This window comes from Kitasatospora sp. NPDC048545 (assembly GCF_040651155.1).
In the GTDB taxonomy this organism is placed as follows: Bacteria; Actinomycetota; Actinomycetes; order Streptomycetales; family Streptomycetaceae; genus Kitasatospora.
In genome coordinates this window covers 35,921-54,284 of record NZ_JBEZIQ010000013.1, presented here as the reverse complement: position 1 = coordinate 54,284, position 18,364 = coordinate 35,921, and the positions used below count along the sequence as shown (strand labels likewise).

Sequence of the window (18,364 nt, the reverse complement as noted above, 5' to 3'; positions counted from 1 at the left end):
GGGAGTGTCCCCCGGGGGCCGCTTCGTTGCGTGCTCAGGCCCGGACGGCCGTGTCCCAGGCGGCCTCGGCGGCGGCCAGGGCCGGCCCGGCGTCGGCGCCCGTGGCCGCCGCGAGGCCGGTGAGGCAGGCGCGGACGGTGTCCGGCGCGGCCGCGGGGCCGTAGTGGTTGACCCGGAGCATGGTGGCGGCCAGGGCGCCGCCGCCCGGCTGGACGGGCAGGGCCGGGTCGAGGCGGGCGGCGAGGGCGGTGGCGTCGACGCCGTCCGGGGTGCGCAGGGTGGTGGCGACCGGCGCCGCGTGGGCGTCCTCGGTGACGAAGGGGGTCAGGGTGCCGAGCGCGCGGACGCCGGCCCGGGTGGCGGCCGCGGCGGCGCGGTGGCGGGCGATGACGGCGGGCAGGCCGTCGGCGGCGATCCGGTCCAGGCAGGCGCCGAGCGCGAGCATCTCCAACTGGGCCGGGGCGTGCGGGAGCACGGCGCGGCCGGCGTCGGTCCAGCGCTCCTTCCAGTCGAGCAGCGACAGGTAGGAGCGGCGCGGGGCGGCCGGGTTGGCGGCGATCCGCTCCCAGGCGCGCTCGGAGACCGAGACGGCGGAGACGCCGGCCGGGCCGCCCATCGCCTTCTGGCCGCCGATGACGCACAGGTCGATGCCCCACTCGTCGGTGAGCAGCGGTTCGGCGGCGACGGAGGCGACCGCGTCGAGCATCAGCAGGGCGCCGTGCTCGCGGACCACGGCGCCGATCCCGGCGACCGGGTTGGTGTTGCCGGTGGCGGCCTCGGCGTGGACGAGCGAGACGAAGTCGACCGCGGGGGCGGCGTCGAGGGCGTCGGCCACCTGCTGCGCGCTCACCGCGCCGTCGAAGGGGACGGCGAGGTCGATGACGGTCGCGCCGCAGGAGCGCAGCCAGTTGCCGAAGGTCTGCCCGTAGGGGCCGGTGACGATGTTGAGCGCGGTCGAACCCGGGTGTGCGGCGCCGCGGATCGCGGCCTCCAGGGGGAGCAGCGCCTCGCCCTGGGTGACGATCACGTCGGCCTCGGTGTGCAGCAGCGCGGCCACCCGGTCCTCGATCGCCGCGAACTCGGCGGCGCTGAGCGGGGGGAGGTCGAGGAAGGGGCTCACGGTTCTGGGGCCTTTCGCACGCGGGACGGCGGGGGCGGGGTGGTGGGTGCCGGAACGAGTCTGCCGCATCCTCGTCCCTCCCACGGAACACGCCCGTCGGTAGAGTGCGGCCATGAGCGATGGCGCGGTGCTGCACGTGCGGGGTCGGGTGCTGGTCGGTCCGGAGGACGTCCGGGACGAACTCTGGGTGGTGGACGGCCGGGTGAGCTTCACCCGCCCGCCGTCGGCCGGGGACGTCCGCACGGTGACCGGCTGGGTGCTGCCCGGCCTGGTGGACGCGCACTGCCACGTCGGCCTGGACGCGCACGGCGCGGTGGACGCGCAGACCAGCGAGAAGCAGGCGGTCACCGACCGCGACGCCGGCACGCTGCTGATCCGCGACGCCGGTTCGGCCGCCGACACCCGCTGGATCGACGAGCGCGAGGACCTGCCCCGGATCATCCGCGCCGGCCGGCACATCGCCCGTACCCGCCGCTACATCCGCAACTACGCGCACGAGATCGAGCCGGGCGACCTGGCCGCGTACGTCCGGGCCGAGGCGCGGCGCGGCGACGGCTGGGTGAAGCTGGTCGGCGACTGGATCGACCGTGACCGCGGCGACCTCGCCGCCTGCTGGCCGGGCGAGGCGCTGGCCGAGGCGATCGCGGCGGCGCACGAGGAGGGCGCCCGGGTCACCGCGCACTGCTTCGCCGCCGAGTCGCTGCCCGACCTGCTGGCGGCCGGGATCGACTGCGTCGAGCACGCCACCGGGCTGACCGAGGAGCTGATCCCGGCCTTCGCCGAGCGCGGGGTGGCCATCGTGCCGACCCTCGTCAACATCGCCACCTTCCCGGACCTCGCGGCCGGCGGCGAGGGCAGGTTCCCGGCCTGGGCGGCGCACATGCGGCGGCTGCACGAGCGCCGCTACGACACCGTGGGCGCCGCGCACGACGCGGGCATCCCGGTGTTCGTCGGCACGGACGCGGGCGGCTCGCTCGCGCACGGGCTGGTCGCGGACGAGGTGGCGGAGCTGGTGCGGGCGGGGCTGAGTCCGGCCGAGGCGTTGTCGGCGGCGAGCTGGGGCGCGCGGCGGTGGCTGGGGCGGCCGGGCCTGGAGGAGGGCGCCCCGGCGGACTTCGTGGTCTACGCGCAGGACCCGCGCGCGGACGTCCGGGTGCTCGCGGACCCGCGGCTGGTGGTGCTGCGGGGGCGGCCGGTCGGCTGATCGGACGACCGATCCGGGGGTGATCGGGCGGCCCTGGCCGGGCCCCCGATCGCATGATCATCCGCTGAACGGCCTGTCGGCGTAGGCCGATAGGGTGGCGACCATGGCACCGCGTCCACTGAACGAGATCGTCGAGCCCGGCTGGGCCGCCGCCCTGGAACCCGTCACCGGACGGGTCGCCGCGATGGGCGACTTCCTGCGCACCGAACTGGCCGCAGGCCGTACCTACCTGCCCTCCGGCCCGAACGTGCTGCGGGCCTTCCAGCAGCCCCTCGCCGACGTGCGGGTGCTGATCGTCGGGCAGGACCCGTACCCGACCCCCGGCCATGCCGTCGGGCTCAGCTTCTCGGTGGCGCCGGAGGTCCGGCCGATCCCGGGGAGCCTGATCAACATCTACCGGGAGTACGGCAACGACCTCGGCCTGCCGCAGCCCTCCAACGGGGACCTCACCCCGTGGACGCGGCAGGGCGTGCTGTTGCTCAACCGTGCGCTGACCACCGCGCCGGGCAAGCCCGCCGCGCACCGGGGCAAGGGCTGGGAGGAGGTCACCGAGCAGGCGATCCGGGCGCTGGTGGCGCGCGGCGGGCCGCTGGTGGCGATCCTCTGGGGCCGCGACGCCCGTAACCTGCGGCCGCTGCTCGGGGACGTCCCGGCGATCGAGTCGGCGCACCCGAGCCCGATGTCGGCCGACCGCGGCTTCTTCGGCTCGCGGCCGTTCAGCCGGGCGAACGAGTTGCTGGTGCGGCAGGGGGCGCAGCCGGTGGACTGGCGGCTCCCGTAGGCCCTGTCCACCCCGGGGCCGTGGCCGCCTTAGCAGGTTCAGGTCAGCGCGGAACGTCAATCTCACTCCAACGAGTGAAATGACGTTCCGTGGTGCTCATGTGACGGATTGTTCGAGAAGACTGGCGGCTCATCGTTTCATCTGTGTGGGGGTATCGCCATGTCTTCTCGCCGAATCGTTTCCGCAGCCGCCGTCGTGCTGGTGAGCACCGCGCTCACCGCCGGGCCCGTTCAGGCGGCCCCGACGGCCCCGGCGGCCCCGACGACCCCGCCCTCGCCGGGCAAGGCGCGTGCCGTCACCGCCGAACTCGCCCTGGACGTCAAGCTGCTGAACAACGCCGTGGACGTCCCGGTGAACATCGCGCTGAACAAGGTGGAGTCGCCCGCGCAGCGGGAAGGCTCGGTGCTGACCGCCACCGTGGACGGCGTCGACCAGCAGGGCCCGGTCACCCTGGTCAAGGCGGACGTCGGCAAGTCCGTGACCCGCGTCGACGCCAAGGGCGCCACCGCCTCCGTCAAGCTGGTCAACGCCGACGTGCACGCCCCCGGCCTGCCCGCCACCGCGCTGCTCGGCCTGGAGGCGATGAGCGCCGAGGTGACCTGCCCGGTGGACGGGCCGCCCACCGCGAACGTGGTCGCACCCGCCAAGCTGACCGTGCTCGGCAAGCCGGTCACCGTCGACCTGTACGGGCCGACCGCGGTGGACGTGCCGCTGATCGGCCGCGTGTCCGTGGAGTTCTCCAAGAAGACCACCACCACGACCACCGCCGCCGCCTCGGCCCTGGAGGTGCAGGTGGAGGTGAACCCGCTGAACCTGAACGTCGCCAAGGTCACCGGCAAGGTCACCGTCGCCTCGGTGGGCTGCGAGAAGCCCTCCGCGCCCTCGGCCACCCCGGCCGCGACGGACACCCCGGGCGCCGCTCCCACCAGTGCGCCCGCCGCCCAGCCGGTGGCCGACACCACCACCTCGCGCGCCGCCGCCCCGCAGACCGCGGCGGACAAGCCCGGGCAGCCGGAGAAGCTCGCCAGCACCGGCGGCAGCAGTGCCACCGGGCCGCTGGCCGCCGGCGCCGCCGCCCTCGTCGCGGGCGGGGCGGCCGCGCTGTGGGCCACCCGGCGCCGCCGGGCCGCGCACGCCCGTCGGTCCTGAGGGGCCACCCGGCCGCCGGTGCCGGCGGGCCGCGCCCGCCGGCGTCGACCTGCGCGCACCGGTGGCACCGCGTGACGCGGGAGTGCCGACCCCGGCACTCCCGCACCGTGACCGTGCCAATGCGGACGGTTGGTTCACATGCGCGTTACATGAGAGGAACAACCGGGAAACGGCGGCTTGCGACGCTACGCGGGCACCCACCACCCAGCAACGCGAGGGACAAGCCGTGGCAATCAAGGCCGAGTACATCTGGATCGACGGCACCAAGCCGACCGCGAAGCTCCGTTCCAAGACTCGCGTCCTGCCCAACGCCGACAAGATCCCCACCTGGGGCTTCGACGGTTCCTCGACCAACCAGGCCGAGGGCCACGCCTCGGACCGCGTGCTGGAGCCGGTGAAGGTCACGCCGGACCCGATCCGCGGCGGTGACAACATCCTGGTCCTCTGCGAGGTCCTGGAGACGAACGGCACCCCCCACGAGTCCAACACCCGCTCCCTGCTGCGTGAGGTCGCCGAGAAGTACGCCGCCCAGGAGTCGATCTTCGGCATCGAGCAGGAGTACACCTTCTTCAAGGGCTCCCGCCCGCTCGGCTTCCCCGAGGGCGGCTTCCCGGCCCCGCAGGGCGGCTACTACTGCGGTGTCGGTGCCGAGGAGGTCTTCGGCCGCGAGATCGTCGAGCTGCACCTGGACCGCTGCATCGACGCCGGCCTGGCGATCTGCGGCATCAACGCCGAGGTCATGCCCGGCCAGTGGGAGTTCCAGATCGGCCCGGTCGACGCGCTGACCGTCTCGGACGACATGTGGATCGCCCGCTACCTGCTCTACCGCACCGCCGAGGAGTTCGGCATCGACGCCACCCTGGACGCCAAGCCGGCCCGGGGCGACTGGAACGGCGCGGGTGCCCACACCAACTTCTCCACCAAGGCGATGCGCGAGGGCTACGACGCCATCATCACCGCCTGCGAGTCGCTCGGCGCCTCCCAGGAGAAGGTGCTGGAGCACGTCAGCCAGTACGGCGACGACATCCAGTCCCGCCTGACCGGCAAGCACGAGACCGCCCCGTGGAACGTCTACAGCTACGGCGTCTCCAACCGCGGTGCCTCCGTCCGCATCCCGTGGCAGGTCGAGGTGGAGCAGAAGGGCTACATCGAGGACCGTCGCCCGAACGCCAACATCGACCCCTACGTCGTCACCCGCCTGCTGATCAACACCTGCTGCGAGGCCCTGGAGAAGGCCGGCCAGGTCTGATCCGATGCCCCGCGTGGTGTGTGCGCAACGCCCGCAGGCCCCTTCCCGTACCGGGGAGGGGCCTGCGGGCGTTCGGGTACCCGCCGGATCGCCCGGCCGCTGACAGCTGACCTGGGCCGGGGTCCGCGCGAATCCCCGGTCGCAGAACACGCTGTGGCCGGTGCGCCGGTCCACGACGTAGGCGTCGGTTGCGGGGGCCGATCGTGGCCCGCAATTCGCTGGTCAACCGCCCCCGCCGGAACGAGAATTCACGGCATGACCCAGCAGCCCCTGCTCCTCCTCGACGTGGACGGACCGCTCAACCCCTACGCAGCGCCGAAGCGGCGGCCGGACGGCTACGGCACCTACCGGCTGCTGCCCACCTGGTGGGTCGCGAAGCAGGAACGGCTGGCGGCGGCCCAGGCGAGGCTGGCGACGCGCGCCAAGCACGCGAAGCGCCCGGCGGGCCGGGTCAAACCGCTGCGGGTGTGGCTGAACCCGGCGCACGGGCCGGAGTTGCTGGCCCTGCCGTACGAGCTGGTGTGGGCCACCGGGTGGATGAGCGAGGCGAACACCCACATCGGTCCGAACATCGGGCTGCCCGAACTCCCGTACATCCGTTGGACGGAGATGTTCGGCACCGACCCCGAGGGGCTGCACTGGAAGACCCGCGACGTGGTCGCCTGGGCGGCCGGGCGCCCGTTCGTCTGGGTGGACGACGAGCTCGGCCCGCAGGACGCCGAGTGGATCGAGGCGAACCACCCCGGACTGGCGCTCACCCTGCACGTCAATCCCCGAACAGGCCTGCTGGCGGACGACTTCGCGACCCTGCGGGAATGGGCGGCCGCCGCGTGACCGGTCGGCCGCTGCTCCTCCTCGACGTGGACGGACCGCTCAATCCCTACGCCGCGCCCGGGGCGCGTTGCCCGGAGGGCTACCGGACCCACCGGCTGCTCCCCGAGTCGTGGGTGGCCCGCCAGGCGCCGCAGCCGCGCGAGCAGGTTGAGCCGCTGCGGGTGTGGCTGAACCCGGCGCACGGGCCGGGGTTGCTGGCGTTGCCGTACGAGCTGGTGTGGGCGACCACCTGGATGGACGAGGCGAACGCCTTGATAGGTCCGAACATCGGGCTGCCCGAACTCCCGTACATCCGTTGGACGGAGGTGTTCGGCACCGACCCCGAGGGGCTGCACTGGAAGACTCGGGACCTGGTCGCCTGGGCGGCCGGTCGGCCCTTCGTCTGGGTGGACGACGAGCTCGGCCCGCAGGACATCGAGTGGATCGAGGCGAACCACCCGGGCCCGGCCGTGGCGCTCTGGGTCGATCCCCGGTTCGGCCTGCGGGAACTGCACTTCGAGGCGCTCCGGGACTGGGCGGAGGAGGAGCGGTGAGCGCCCCCGGAGCCGGTGGCGGCGGATCCCCCGACGGCGGGGCCGGCGCGGGTACGGTCGAGCGGCTGCGGCGCTACCCGGTGAAGTCCCTGCTGGGGGAGGAGCTGGCCGAGGTCATGGTCACCGGTCGGGGACTGGCCGGTGACCGGTCGCGGGCACTGCTCGACCTGTCGACCGGGCGGGTGGCCAGCGCCAAGCACCCCCGGCTCTGGGCGGGCCTGCTCGGGTACGCGGCGGCGGCCACGGCGGACGGCGGCGTGGAGATCACCGGCCCGGACGGGCGGGACGCGGGCGAGGCGGAGCTGTCCGAGGCGCTCGGCCGCAAGCTCGTACTGGTCGCCGAGCGCCCGCCCGGTGCGACGGTTGAGCGGGCCGTGCCGGAGGAGGTGCTGGCGCACGGCATCGCGGCCGAAGTCGGCTTCACCGTCAGCGAATTGGGCCGGGCCGCGCCCGACGGCGGCTTCTTCGACTACGCCCCGCTGCACCTGATCACCACCGCGACGCTGCGCGCCACCGGCTCCGAGGCCGAGCGCTACCGGCCGAACCTGGTGATCCGCACCGAGGGCGAGGGCTTCGTCGAGAACGCCTGGGTGGGCCGTGAGTTGGCCATCGGCCCCACGCTGCGCCTGCGGGTCCTGGCGCCCACCCCGCGCTGCGCCGTCCCCACCCTGCGGCACGGCCCGTTGCCCCGCCGCCCGGACGCCCTGCGCATCCCGGCCGAGCGGAACCGGGTGGTCCCGCTGGAGGGCATGCCGGCGCTGCCCTGTGCGGGCGTGTACGCGCAGGTGCTGGCGGCCGGGAGGATCCGGACGGGCGACGAGCTCAGGGTGCGGTGAGCACGGCCTCCAGGGCCTTGAGGAAGCGGTCGGTGGTCTCCTCGTCCCGCACGGCGATCCGCAGCCACTCCGCACCCAGCCCCGGGAAGGTGTCCCCGCGCCGGACGGCGAAGCCGTGCTCGCGCAGCCGCTCCCGGACGACCGCCGCTCCGGGCAGCCGCACCAGGACGAAGGACGCGGCCGGTTCGCCGTACAGCCGCACCGACGGGAAGGACGCCAGGCCCGCGACCAGGTGCGCGCGCCGGGCGGCGATCTCGGCGGCCGCCCGGTCCGCCTCGGCGAGTGCCGCCGGCCCGCTGCAGGCCTCGGCGGCGGCCAGCGCCGGGGTGGAGACCGGCCAGAGCGGCTGGGCGGCGCAGAGTTCGGCGATCAGTGGTGCGGGGCCGAGCACATAACCGATGCGCAGCCCGGCCAGCCCCCAGGTCTTGGTGAGGCTGCGTAGGACGACGACCCGGCCGGGCAGGTCCCGGGCGGAGGCGAGTGACTCCCGCTCGCCCGGCACGGTGTCCATGAAGGCCTCGTCCACCACCAGGGTGCGACCCGGCCGGGCGAGCGCGGCCACGGCCTCGGCGGGGTGCAGCACGGACGTGGGGTTGGTCGGGTTGCCGAGGACGACCAGGTCCGCCTCCTCGGGGACGGCGCCCAGCCGGAACCCGTCCTCGGGGGCGAGCAGCACCCGGTGCACCCGGTGCCCGGCGTCCCGAAGGGCCGCCTCCGGCTCGGTGAACTGCGGGTGCACCACGACGATGTGACGTGGCGTCAGCGTGCGGGCGAGCAGGACGAAGGCCTCTGCCGCACCCGAGGTGAGCAGGACCTCCTCGACCGGCCGGGCGTGCCGGGCGGCCACCGCGGCGCGGGCGGCACCCTGATCGGGGTAGGCGGCGAGGTCGCCCAGGGTGGCCGCGAGGCGCTCCCGCAGCCAGGCCGGCGGAGTGCCGGTGCGGACGTTGACGGCGAGGTCGACCAGGCCGAGCCCGTCGGCGCGGACCTCGGCGTCGCCGTGGTGGCGCAGGTCGGGTTCGGGGGTGGTCACGCGGGGTCTCCCTGGTGATGGGCGGCGGGCGGTGCGGGCACGTGGTGGACCTCGTACGGGCCGGGCGGCACGGCGAGTGCGGCGCCGTCGCCGAGGGCGACCAGGGCGACGGCGTGTCCGTGGGTGGCGAGGTGCGCGGCGGCTCCGACCGGGTCCAGCGGTACTCCGGCGCCGTCCGCCGTCGTCCCGGCGGCGACGTCGACCGCGATCCGCCGCGTGGTCGGCCGGAGCGGCCCGGCCGCCGCCTCGACCGCGGCGAGCGCCTCGACCGTGGCGAGCACGTCGAGCGCGTCGAGGGCCTCGGGCGTGCCCACCACGGCGGAGGCATCCCGCAGTTCGGCCGGCAGGCGCGGCGCCGGCCGGCCGGTCCCATCGTTCCCGGCGGTCTCGGCAGCCCTGGAGGTCCCGGCGGTCCCATCGTTCCCGGCGGCCCCGATGGTCCCGGCGGTGCCGAGGCCGATCAGCGTGATCCGTCCACGCAGCGCCGCCCGGGCGACCGCCACCGTCACCGTCGCCGACTTGCGCTTGGCGACCACGAGCCGGCCGCCCGGCGCGCTCGTCAGCGCCGCGGCCTCGGCGACGCTCGCCGTGCCGACGGCCGCCCCGACCAGCGCGGACGGGTTCGGTACCGGTACGCCCGCCAGGGCCTGCGCCGGGTGCTCGTCCACCGGCACCCCGCCGAGGCAGAACGCCGCCCAGCGCACCGCGGGGTGGTCCGCCTTGCCGGCCACGGTGGCCAGCCGGGCCACCGCGGAGCGGGGCAGCCCGGCCTCCTCAAGCGTCTCCTCCATCAGCCGCACCGCCTCGGCCGGTCCGGCACCGCCGGCGGCGCCGATCCCGACGACGAGGGTGCGCGGGAGCACCACCACGTCGCCGTGGCCCGGGTCCTCCCGGTCGGTGATCCGCAGCACCGGGGCGTCCTCGGGCGTGCCGGACTCCGCCGCCCGCCGCGGGTGTCCGGGAACCCGCGGGTTCCCGGACACCCGCGCGTGGCCGGTGGGGACCGGGGTGACGCCGAGCGCGGCCGCGACCTCGACCGACAGTGCCTCCGCGGCGTCCCCGCCGGCCATCGGGATCACCCAGCGCCGCTGCGGGTCCAGGCAGAGCAGGGCCGTGCCGCGCGGCAGCGTGACGAGGCCGCCGGTCAGCAGGGAGACGACGGCCGGAAGCGGGGCGACGGCGACCACGGACCGGTACCGGTGGAGGGCGAAGTGCAGGACGTCGGGCGGCTGCGAGCAGTTGCCGCGCGAGGCCCGGTGGACGTGGCTGCTCTCCGGCCAGTGCGCGTGCAGTTCCTCGGCGAGCGGACGGCCCGGCCCGTCGACGGCCACCAGTCCGATCACGTACCGCGCTCCTCGCCGTTCCCGGCCCTGCTGCAGCGGGCCTCCGCGATCCCACCACGGGCGGCCGGAGGGGGTCAATCGCGGTGGGTGTGACGTCCGACGCCGGGCCCGGGCCCGGGCCCCGGCCGTGCGGGCGGGGCGTCGGGTCGGCGGAACCGGGGCGTCCGGGGAACGGGACGCCGCACGTCCACGAACCGGATGGCCCGCTCGCGGCAGCTGTTCGTCTGTTCTTCACTTGTCTTGTGCCGTACACGACACCGCCGCGCTCCTACTGTTTTCGGCGCTCCCGCCCCGGCAGCCCCGACCTCCGGAGGACCCCATGGCCTTCATGCGACCGCGCACCCCCGGCGCATCCGCCCCCGCCCCCGCCCTCGCCTCCACGCCCGCCCCGGCCACCCGCACCCCCGCTCCCGCCCGCCGCCGCAGGCTCCGCCCGCTGACCGCCCTCGCCACCGGCCTCGGCCTGGTCGCCGGCTCGCTCGGCCTCTGGGCCGCCGGCGGCAACGCGGCCGCCGACACCGCCGGCGGCCTGCCCGCGCCGGACCACGTGGTCGTCGTCGTGCTGGAGAACCACGCCTACTCCCAGGTCATCGGCAACTCCAGCGCCCCGTACATCAACGGCACCCTGGCCGCCGGCGGCGCGCACCTGACCCAGTCCTACGCCCTCACCCACCCCAGCCAGCCCAACTACTACGCGCTGTTCTCCGGCAGCACCCAGGGCATCGTCGACGACAGCTGCGTGGACGTGGGCGCGCTGCAGGCGCCCAACCTGGCCTCCGAACTGCTCGCCGCCGGCCAGAGCTGGGCCAGCTACAACGAGGGCCTGCCCGCCCAGGGCGCCACCGACTGCCGCGTCGACAACTACGCGCAGAAGCACAACCCGTGGTTCGGCTTCGGCAACGTGCCCACCGACAGCGCCTACGGCATGGACGCGTTCCCGACCGACTACAGCACCCTGCCCAAGGTCTCCTTCGTCACCCCGGACCTCTGCGACGACATGCACGACTGCTCCGTCGGCACCGGCGACTCCTGGCTGCAGAGCAACCTCGACGGCTACGCGCAGTGGGCCAAGAGCCACAACAGCCTCCTCGTCGTCACCTTCGACGAGGACAACAGCATGTCCGGCAACCGGATCCCGACCCTGGTCTACGGCGCCCACGTCGCCCCGGGCAGCAGCACCGCCACCCGCTACAACCACTACGACGTGCTGCACACCCTGGAGGACCTGTCCGGCCTGACCGCCCACGCGGGCAACTCGGCCGGCGCCGCCGACATCACCGGCATCTGGAACTGACGCCCGTGTACGTCGCGGACTCCCGCACATCGAACGCACCCGCCGCACCGGTCACCGGACCGGTGCGGCGGGTCGCCGTGCCCGGGACGGTGCTCGCCCTCGGCGCCGTCAGCCTGGTCACCGACGTCTCCTCCGAGATGGTCACCGCAGTCCTCCCCCTCTACCTGCTCACCGGGCTCGGCCTCTCCCCGCTCGGCTTCGGCCTGCTCGACGGCATCCAGAACGGCTTCAGCGCCCTCGTGCGCCTGGCCGGAGGCCACCTCGCCGACCGCCGCGGCCGCGACGGCGCCGCCCGGCACAAAGCCGTCGCGGCCGTCGGGTACGGGCTCTCCGCGCTCTGCCGGCCGCTGCTGCTGCTCGTCCACACCGTGCCGCTGATCGGCGCGGTGATCGCCGTCGACCGCACCGGCAAGGGCCTGCGCACCGCCCCCCGGGACGCGATGATCTCGCTCGCCACCGAACCCGCCCACCGCGGACGGGCGTTCGGCGTGCACCGGGCGATGGACACGGCCGGCGCCCTGCTCGGCCCGCTCACCGCCTTCCTGGTGCTGCGCCTGGCGGGCGGTCCGATGCTCGCCGACGGTGGCGAACACCACGGCTACGACGCGGTGTTCACGGTCAGCGCGTGCGTCGCGGCCTTGGGCGTACTGATCCTGCTGCTGTTCGTGCCGAACCGGCAGCGGCCCGACGACCCGTCCGCTCCCGCCCCCACGCTGCGCGACAGCCTCACCCTGCTGCGCCTGCCCGGACTCCGGCGGCTCACCCTCTGCGCCGTCCTGCTCGGGCTGACCACCGTCAGCGACTCCTTCCTGTACCTGCTCGTCCAGCGCCGGCTGGGCCTGTCCGTGAACCTCTTCCCGCTGCTGCCCCTCGGCACGGCCGCCGCCTTCCTGCTGCTCGCCGTCCCGCTCGGCGCGCTCGCCGACCGGATCGGCCGCCACCGGCTGTTCCTCGCCGGGCACGGCGTGCTGCTGCTCGGGTACGGGGTGCTGCTCTCGCCGCTGCGCGGGCTGCCGACGGTGGTCTGCGTGCTGGTGCTGCACGGCGCGTTCTACGCGGCCACCGACGGCGTGCTCGCCGCCGCGGCCGCCGACGCCGTACCGGCCGAGCAGCGCGGCGCCGGGCTCGCCCTGGTCGGGACCGGGCAGGCGTCGGCCCGGTTCGCCTGCTCGCTGCTGTTCGGCGCACTGTGGGGCGCGGTCGGCGGCCCGTCGGCGCTGGGCTGGTCGGCCGGGGCGCTGGCGCTGTGCGTGCTCGGCGCGGCGGCGGTGCTGCGCCCGTCCGCACCCCTGGCCGTGCCCGGCGCCGAACCCCTGGCCGTGCCCGACCCCGAGGGCGTTGCCGCACCCGCGGCCGCCGAGGAGAGCCCGTGAACCTGCAGAACCGGACCAGGGTGATCATCCTGCTGGTCGCCGTCGTGCTGCTCGGCACGGTCGGCACCGGCGCCGTCCTGTACGCCGCCGACCGCACCGCCCGCCGGGACCAGGTCCAGCCCGGCGGGCCCCCCGTCGCATCCGGCACCGTCACCCTCCGGACGCCGGACAGCGGACGGCAGCTGCTGTTCCGCAACATGGCCTGGGGCCCGCACCGGGACGAGATCACCGCCGTCCCCGCCGACCGGCCCGACGGCCCCCGCACCGCCTCCGGCGTCCAGTGCCTGCGCTTCCACGCCGCCGCCGGCACCGGCATCTGCCTCCAGGCCCAGCACGGAGCGCTGGATGACACCTACCGGGCTGTCATCCTCGACGATCACCTGCGCGAACGGCGCTCCTTCCCGGCCGCCGGCATCCCCACCCGCTCCCGGGTCTCGCCGTCCGGGCACCTCGCCGCCTGGACGGTCTTCGTCAGCGGCGACTCGTACGCGGGCAGCGACTTCTCCACCCGCACCTCGATCGTGGACGTCCGGGACTGGAACCTCCGGGAGAACCTGGAGGACTTCGCGGTGATCCTGGACGGCCACCCGTACCAGGCCCACGACATCAACATCTGGGGCGTCACCTTCGCCGACGACAACACCTTCTACGCCACCGTCGCCAGCGCCGGACAGACCCACCTCGTCCGCGGCGACCTCACCGCCCGCACCCTCACCGCCCTGCACGACAACGTCGAGTGCCCCTCGCTCTCCCCGGACGGCACCCGGATCGCCTACAAGAAGCGCGTCCCCGGCCTCCCCGCCGACGCACCGTGGCGGCTGTACGTGCTCGACCTCGCCACCATGACCGAGACCGCCACCGCCGAGCAGCGCGAGATCGACGACCAGGCGCTCTGGTCCGGCGACGGCACCCTGGTCTACGTCCTGCCCGGCGACTACGGCGCCGACCTGTGGACCGTCCCGGCGGACGGCTCGGGCAGCCCCCGGACGGTCACCAAGGCCGCAGTGGCCCCCGCCTACCTGGGCTGAGGAACTCTCGGATACGGTCCCACGTCGAGCACAGTGTGACGTCCTGATCGAATGTCCGGATCGAACGTCCTGATCGAGGGGGAGCGAGCAACCGTGGACGGCATCCCGCCCGAGCGCATGGTGACGGACTCCTGGCCCGCCCTGCACGGCCGTCCGGTCCTGCGGCGCACCGTCGCCGTCGGGCTGGTCCTGTGCGTGTCCGTCGCCGCCGCCCTCGTGGTGCGCGGCGTCAACGCGCTCACCGTCGGCCGCACCGGCCACGAGACCGACCGCGACCGCGCCGAACGCCTGGCCGGCCTCCACGCCGACCAGCACCCCGGCGTCGGCCGGTACTACGTCCCGGTCGGCGCCGTCTACACCCACACCTCCGACGGCGCCCCCGTCGCCTACCTGCACTACCGCCTCGGTGGCGGCAAGGCCCCCGGCATCGGGGACTTCCTCAGCGCCTACGACCTCCCGACGCCCGGCCCCGCCGCCCCCCTCCCGCCCGACCTCGTCGCCGCCCTCGGCGGCGACGAGCCGGCCGAGGCCCCGGAACTCCCCGAGGGCCCACCGGCCCCGGCCGCGCCGAGCGGCTCCCCGTCCGCCGAGCCCGCCCCTCCCGCCGCGTCCGCCGATCCCGCCACCGTCCCGTCCGCGTCCCCGCACTGCTCCTCGGAGCCGGCGCCGGCGGCCCCGGCTCCTCCCGGGGGTGACGCGACCGCGCTCTCCCCGACCCCCGAGGCCGCCCCCGACCCGGAGGCCGACCCCGACCCCGACCCCGACCCCGACCCCGCCCCCGACCCCGACACCGACACCGATGCCGAGGCGACGGCCGGGGCCGAACCGCAGTCCGCCCCCGCACCCGGGGAGCCGCCCGTCGGCGCGCCCGAGGTCCTCGCCCCCACGGCGACGCCCGCGCCCACCCCGACCCCGACGCCCACCCACGCCCCGAGCGCCCGCCGCATCTACGTGGCCGCCATCCCCGGCGGCCTCTCCGGCGCCGCCGACATCTACATCCGCGCCACCGGCTGACACCCGGGGACCCGGGGTGGCGGCTCAGGTCACGTCCCGGTTGATGGTGAACGCCATGACGCTCCCGGGCTGGAGGGGGAACGGGAGCTGGATGAGCCCGGCCGTGGTGTTGAACGGCTCGGGGAAGGTGGTTCGGACGCTGGCGCCATGAGCGGCCCCGAGCGCGCTGATCTCCGAGGCATTGACGCTCAGGCGGGTGGGCTTCAGAGCCGGGTCGACCGTGAGCCGGTACTCGGCGTCGGTGACGTGGCGGAAGACCTGGGCCTGCACTCGGATCCGCCGGTCGTTGCCCACGAACTTGCGTGCTGTGACGCTCAGCTCGACCAAGTGGCCCATGGTCACCTGGGCGTCGTGCGGGACGGAGAAGTGTTCGACCCTGGCCCGCCCGCCGACGACGGTTTCGTGCGTGGCGGGTCGGCGGTCCAGGTCACGGTTGTCCACGCGTACCGCGCCGACGGTGAAGACCGTGGGGTCGTCCGGGTCCAGATTGTCGTCGACCATCCATCGGAGCAGGTACTCGGGTCCGGTGAAGCCGTCCAGGCTGGCGTCATCATTGGAGGCGAGGCAGACGATCGCCACTGTTCCGGGCAGCGCATCGATCCGGTACGAGATCCGGAAGCTCTGGTAGACGTAGTCGGGATGGGTGTCACCTGGCGGTGCGGGTGAGATCAGGCAGTCGTAGCGGTAGGCGGACAACGCTCCGGCGAACAGCGGGTCGCGCACCGGGCTGAGGACATCCTGCATGCCGCGGAGCACGGCGCTGTCCACCTGCTGTGTGGTCTCCCGAACGGTGAGGGAGCCGATGGCCAGGGTGACTGCAGCCGCCGACACGAAGGCGCCACCGATGAGGCTGAGGACGGTGGCCAGCACTTGCTGGTGAGTCAGGAGCGCCGCCGTCACGACGCACACCAGGCCGACGGTCAGCGCGAGGGAGTTGACCAGCGCCAGCACCTTGCGCAGTTGTCGTTCGTGGGACGCAACCACGTGTCAGCCCCCTGCCGGCAGCGTCAGAGCGCTGCCCCTGCCGTGATGATCCGGACGATCCGCTCGGAGACCTCTCCGATCTCCTGCGCCGTACGGACGTTATCCGACTGACCATCCGTCAGGAAGACCATGGCGATCCGACTGGCGGGATGAAGGACGATGCCGGCGTCGTTCACGATGCCGCGCAGGCTGCCGGTCTTGTGCCGGACGGGAACGTCGTCGTCCAGTCGAGACGGAATCCTGTCGTTGCGGAGGTAGTTGACCAGGTACCGGCGGACCGGTTCCAGGTGCGGTGCCCGGTCGACGTACTCGATTAGCCGCAGCATGTCCTCGGCGGTCGTGGTGTTGGCTCGCCCGAGGGGCCCGAGTTCGCGTTCCGAGAAGCCTGCGGGGAAGGCGGTGGAATGCAGCCCGAGGGTCTTGATGGTGGTGTCGATCCGTTCCTGGCCCAGGATCGTGCGGACATGCTCGGCTGCGGGGTTGTCGCTGGTCACCAGGGCGAAGCCGCACAACTCGCGGACGCTGACGGTCGAGTCGGGGTCGAAGGCCTGGAGCACGCTCGGATACATGGTGCCGGGAAGTGAGTCGATCCGGACGCGGGCTCCGGGATCGATCTCGCCACGCTCGGCCGACTCGAAGAGCGCGACCCCGAGGATCATCTTCGCCAGGCTCGCGGCCGGCAGCACGAGGTCCGCCCGGTGGGTCGCGGTGAGCCGGGGGCCGTCCAGTGTTTTGACGAGCACGCTGCGCACGCCCTCGCCCGTGGCTGAGGCGAATCCCTCGATCTGCGCGGTGACGGCAGAGTGCATCCCGTCGGAGTCGACCGTTGAGGTCATCCCGTTCCTCCTGTGCCGGTTGAGTCGGACTGACGGTTGTCTTCCCGCCGGGGGGACCCGTACCCGGAATTCGGCAGGAGACAGCTGAGCGCCTGCGGGTTTCGAACCCGCAGGCGCTCGGATCGGTCCGGTCAGCGGGTGCCGGCCGGGGCCGGTGCGGGGGTCGGTGCCGCAGCTGTCGGGGCAGGGACCGGGGCTGCCGGGGTGGGGCGGGCGGGGGCCTGGCCGGCGACCAGGGCGCCGAGGGCGACGAGGAGGCCGAGGACCTGCCAGGGGGTGAGGGTCTGGCCGAGGACGACGAGGCCGCCGATCGTGGCGACGACCGGGTTGATCAGGCCGAGGAACGAGGCCGGGCCGGCGCCGAGGTGGGCGATGCCCCGGAACCAGAGGACGTAGCCGAGGGCGGTGCCGAACAGGCCGAGGTAGGCGAAGCCGGCCAGGTTGGTGGCGGTGAGGGCCGGCGGGGCGCCCTCGACCAGGGCCGCGAGCGGGACCAGGAAGACCGAGCCGGCGAGCAGCTGCCAGGCGGTGAGGTCGAGCAGGGTGGCGCCCTCGGGGCGGCCCCAGCGGCGGGTGAGGACGGTGCCCATGGCCATCAGCGAGATCCCACCGACCATCGCGGCGATCCCGACGCCGTCCAGACTCGCCCCGCTCTTGAGCACCAGGAGTGCCACGCCGCCGACCCCGGCCAGTCCGGCGAGCAGCGCTCGCCGTCCGGGCCGGACGCCGAGCACGCCGATGGAGAATCCGGCGACGAGCAGCGGCTGGATGGCCCCGATGGTGGCGGCGACGCCGCCGGGCAGCCGGTACGCGCCGACGAACATGAGCGGGAAGAACAGCCCGATGTTGAGCATCCCGAGCACCGCTGCACGTCCCCACCAGCGGCCCCTGGGCAGCTTGCGGCCGATCAGCAGCAGCAACACCCCGGCCGGCAGTGCCCGCAGTGCGGCGAGCAGCAGCGGGCGGCCTTCGGGCAGCAACTGGGTGGTGACCAGGTAGGTCGTGCCCCAGGCGGCCGGGGCGAGTGCGGCGGTGGCGGCGATCCCTGCGCGCTTGCGGTCCATGGCGACCATCCCCTCAACGTTGATTATCTGAACGTTGAGATAAGTTCTACGCGCCGAAGTAGGTGAACGTCAAGTATCTGAAGGTTAAGATATTTCCCGAGGGTCCCGGCAGGCGGAACCAGGAAGGCGGCAGACCATGCAGCAGCGCGACACCGTCGACGACATCGTCGAGCAGTGGGCCAGGGCCCGTCCCGACCTGAACCCGGAGCCCATGGCCCTGATCGGCCGGCTGCGGCGGCTCAACGTCCGGGTCGACACCGCCCTGCGCGAGTACTTCACCGCCTGCGGCCTCGATTCCTCCGAGTTCGACGTCCTGGCCACCCTGCGCCGCTCCGGGGAGCCCTACGAGCTCAACGCCCGCGCCCTCCTCAAGTCCGCGATGGTCACCTCCGGCGCCATCACCAACCGGGTCGACCGGCTGGTGGCCAAGGGCCTGGTCGAGCGCAACCCCTGCCCGGACGACCGCCGCGCCGTCCTCGTCCGCCTCACCCCGGCCGGCAAGGACCTGATCGACGGCGCCCTGGAAGGCCACGTCCGCAACGAGGAACGCATCCTCGCCGCGCTCGACGACGACGAGCGCGCCCGGCTCGACGGCCTGCTGCGCAAGCTCCTCATCGCGCACGGCGACACCGAGACGCTCCTCGGCTGAGCGTCCCGCCGGCCGGGCCGGGCCGGGGCCCGGCCGGCCG

18 protein-coding genes are annotated in these 18,364 nt (G+C 74.3%); 12 read left to right on the top strand and 6 right to left on the bottom strand.

The window, feature by feature from the left end; translation table 11 throughout:
* Positions 1–34 precede the first annotated feature (34 nt).
* Positions 35–1,120, bottom strand: coding sequence for an aminotransferase class V-fold PLP-dependent enzyme (locus AB0D10_RS15030; RefSeq protein WP_360255776.1), 1,086 nt, complete (start codon positions 1,118–1,120; stop codon positions 35–37).
* A gap of 112 nt (positions 1,121–1,232) precedes the next feature.
* Between AB0D10_RS15030 and AB0D10_RS15025 the strand changes: the two genes are divergently transcribed.
* From AB0D10_RS15025 to AB0D10_RS14995, 7 genes are all read left to right on the top strand, one after another.
* Complete coding sequence (locus AB0D10_RS15025) at positions 1,233–2,324, top strand: amidohydrolase family protein (RefSeq protein ID WP_360255774.1); 1,092 nt, start codon at positions 1,233–1,235, stop codon at positions 2,322–2,324.
* 103 nt (positions 2,325–2,427) lie between these two features.
* Positions 2,428–3,105 (top strand): uracil-DNA glycosylase, encoded by a 678-nt coding sequence (locus AB0D10_RS15020; protein WP_360255771.1) that lies wholly within the window; start codon positions 2,428–2,430, stop codon positions 3,103–3,105.
* Positions 3,106–3,264: 159 nt separating this feature from the next.
* Entirely contained in the window at positions 3,265–4,254 is a 990-nt protein-coding gene (locus AB0D10_RS15015; protein ID WP_360255769.1) for an SCO1860 family LAETG-anchored protein, read from the top strand.
* 226 nt (positions 4,255–4,480) lie between these two features.
* Complete coding sequence (gene glnII / locus AB0D10_RS15010) at positions 4,481–5,503, top strand: glutamine synthetase GlnII (RefSeq protein WP_360255767.1); 1,023 nt, start codon at positions 4,481–4,483, stop codon at positions 5,501–5,503.
* A gap of 255 nt (positions 5,504–5,758) precedes the next feature.
* On the top strand, positions 5,759–6,337 hold the full coding sequence (locus tag AB0D10_RS15005) for a hypothetical protein (RefSeq protein ID WP_360255765.1): 579 nt from the start codon (positions 5,759–5,761) through the stop codon (positions 6,335–6,337).
* Complete coding sequence (locus AB0D10_RS15000) at positions 6,334–6,870, top strand: hypothetical protein (RefSeq protein ID WP_360256010.1); 537 nt, start codon at positions 6,334–6,336, stop codon at positions 6,868–6,870. Before AB0D10_RS15005 ends, AB0D10_RS15000 begins: the two co-directional genes overlap by 4 nt.
* A complete protein-coding gene (locus tag AB0D10_RS14995) occupies positions 6,867–7,706 on the top strand; it encodes an MOSC N-terminal beta barrel domain-containing protein (protein ID WP_360255763.1) in 840 nt (279 codons plus the stop codon). The genes AB0D10_RS15000 and AB0D10_RS14995 overlap by 4 nt, the downstream gene beginning before the upstream one ends.
* On the opposite strand, the gene cobC is transcribed toward AB0D10_RS14995, so the two are convergent.
* Together cobC and AB0D10_RS14985 are read right to left on the bottom strand one after the other, a co-directional pair.
* On the bottom strand, positions 7,693–8,739 hold the full coding sequence (cobC, locus tag AB0D10_RS14990; protein WP_360255761.1) for an Rv2231c family pyridoxal phosphate-dependent protein CobC: 1,047 nt from the start codon (positions 8,737–8,739) through the stop codon (positions 7,693–7,695). The genes AB0D10_RS14995 and cobC overlap by 14 nt on opposite strands.
* Positions 8,736–10,082, bottom strand: a complete 1,347-nt coding sequence (locus AB0D10_RS14985) for a cobalamin biosynthesis protein (protein ID WP_360255759.1) — start codon at positions 10,080–10,082, stop codon at positions 8,736–8,738. Before AB0D10_RS14985 ends, cobC begins: the two co-directional genes overlap by 4 nt.
* Before the next feature lie 319 nt (positions 10,083–10,401).
* Between AB0D10_RS14985 and AB0D10_RS14980 the strand changes: the two genes are divergently transcribed.
* Genes AB0D10_RS14980 through AB0D10_RS14965 form a run of 4 tightly spaced genes read left to right on the top strand, consistent with a single transcriptional unit; the run spans position 10,402 to position 14,791 of the window.
* Entirely contained in the window at positions 10,402–11,376 is a 975-nt protein-coding gene (locus tag AB0D10_RS14980) for an alkaline phosphatase family protein (RefSeq protein ID WP_360255756.1), read from the top strand.
* Between the two features lie 5 nt (positions 11,377–11,381).
* Complete coding sequence (locus AB0D10_RS14975) at positions 11,382–12,749, top strand: MFS transporter (RefSeq protein WP_360255753.1); 1,368 nt, start codon at positions 11,382–11,384, stop codon at positions 12,747–12,749.
* A gap of 2 nt (positions 12,750–12,751) precedes the next feature.
* Positions 12,752–13,777, top strand: coding sequence for a TolB-like translocation protein (locus tag AB0D10_RS14970; protein WP_360256008.1), 1,026 nt, complete (start codon positions 12,752–12,754; stop codon positions 13,775–13,777).
* Positions 13,778–13,828: 51 nt separating this feature from the next.
* The gene (locus AB0D10_RS14965; protein WP_360255751.1) at positions 13,829–14,791 is read left to right on the top strand and encodes a hypothetical protein; all 963 of its coding nucleotides are present in this window, start codon (positions 13,829–13,831) and stop codon (positions 14,789–14,791) included.
* Between the two features lie 24 nt (positions 14,792–14,815).
* On the opposite strand, the gene AB0D10_RS14960 is transcribed toward AB0D10_RS14965, so the two are convergent.
* From AB0D10_RS14960 to AB0D10_RS14950, 3 genes are all read right to left on the bottom strand, one after another.
* Entirely contained in the window at positions 14,816–15,775 is a 960-nt protein-coding gene (locus AB0D10_RS14960; RefSeq protein WP_360255749.1) for a hypothetical protein, read from the bottom strand.
* Positions 15,776–15,798: 23 nt separating this feature from the next.
* Positions 15,799–16,611, bottom strand: a complete 813-nt coding sequence (locus tag AB0D10_RS14955) for a serine hydrolase (protein ID WP_360255747.1) — start codon at positions 16,609–16,611, stop codon at positions 15,799–15,801.
* A gap of 131 nt (positions 16,612–16,742) precedes the next feature.
* Positions 16,743–17,675, bottom strand: a complete 933-nt coding sequence (locus tag AB0D10_RS14950) for an EamA family transporter (protein WP_360255745.1) — start codon at positions 17,673–17,675, stop codon at positions 16,743–16,745.
* 136 nt (positions 17,676–17,811) lie between these two features.
* Here AB0D10_RS14950 and AB0D10_RS14945 point away from each other — a divergent pair, with 136 nt between their 5' ends.
* Entirely contained in the window at positions 17,812–18,324 is a 513-nt protein-coding gene (locus AB0D10_RS14945) for a MarR family transcriptional regulator (RefSeq protein ID WP_360255743.1), read from the top strand.
* Positions 18,325–18,364: the final 40 nt, after the last annotated feature.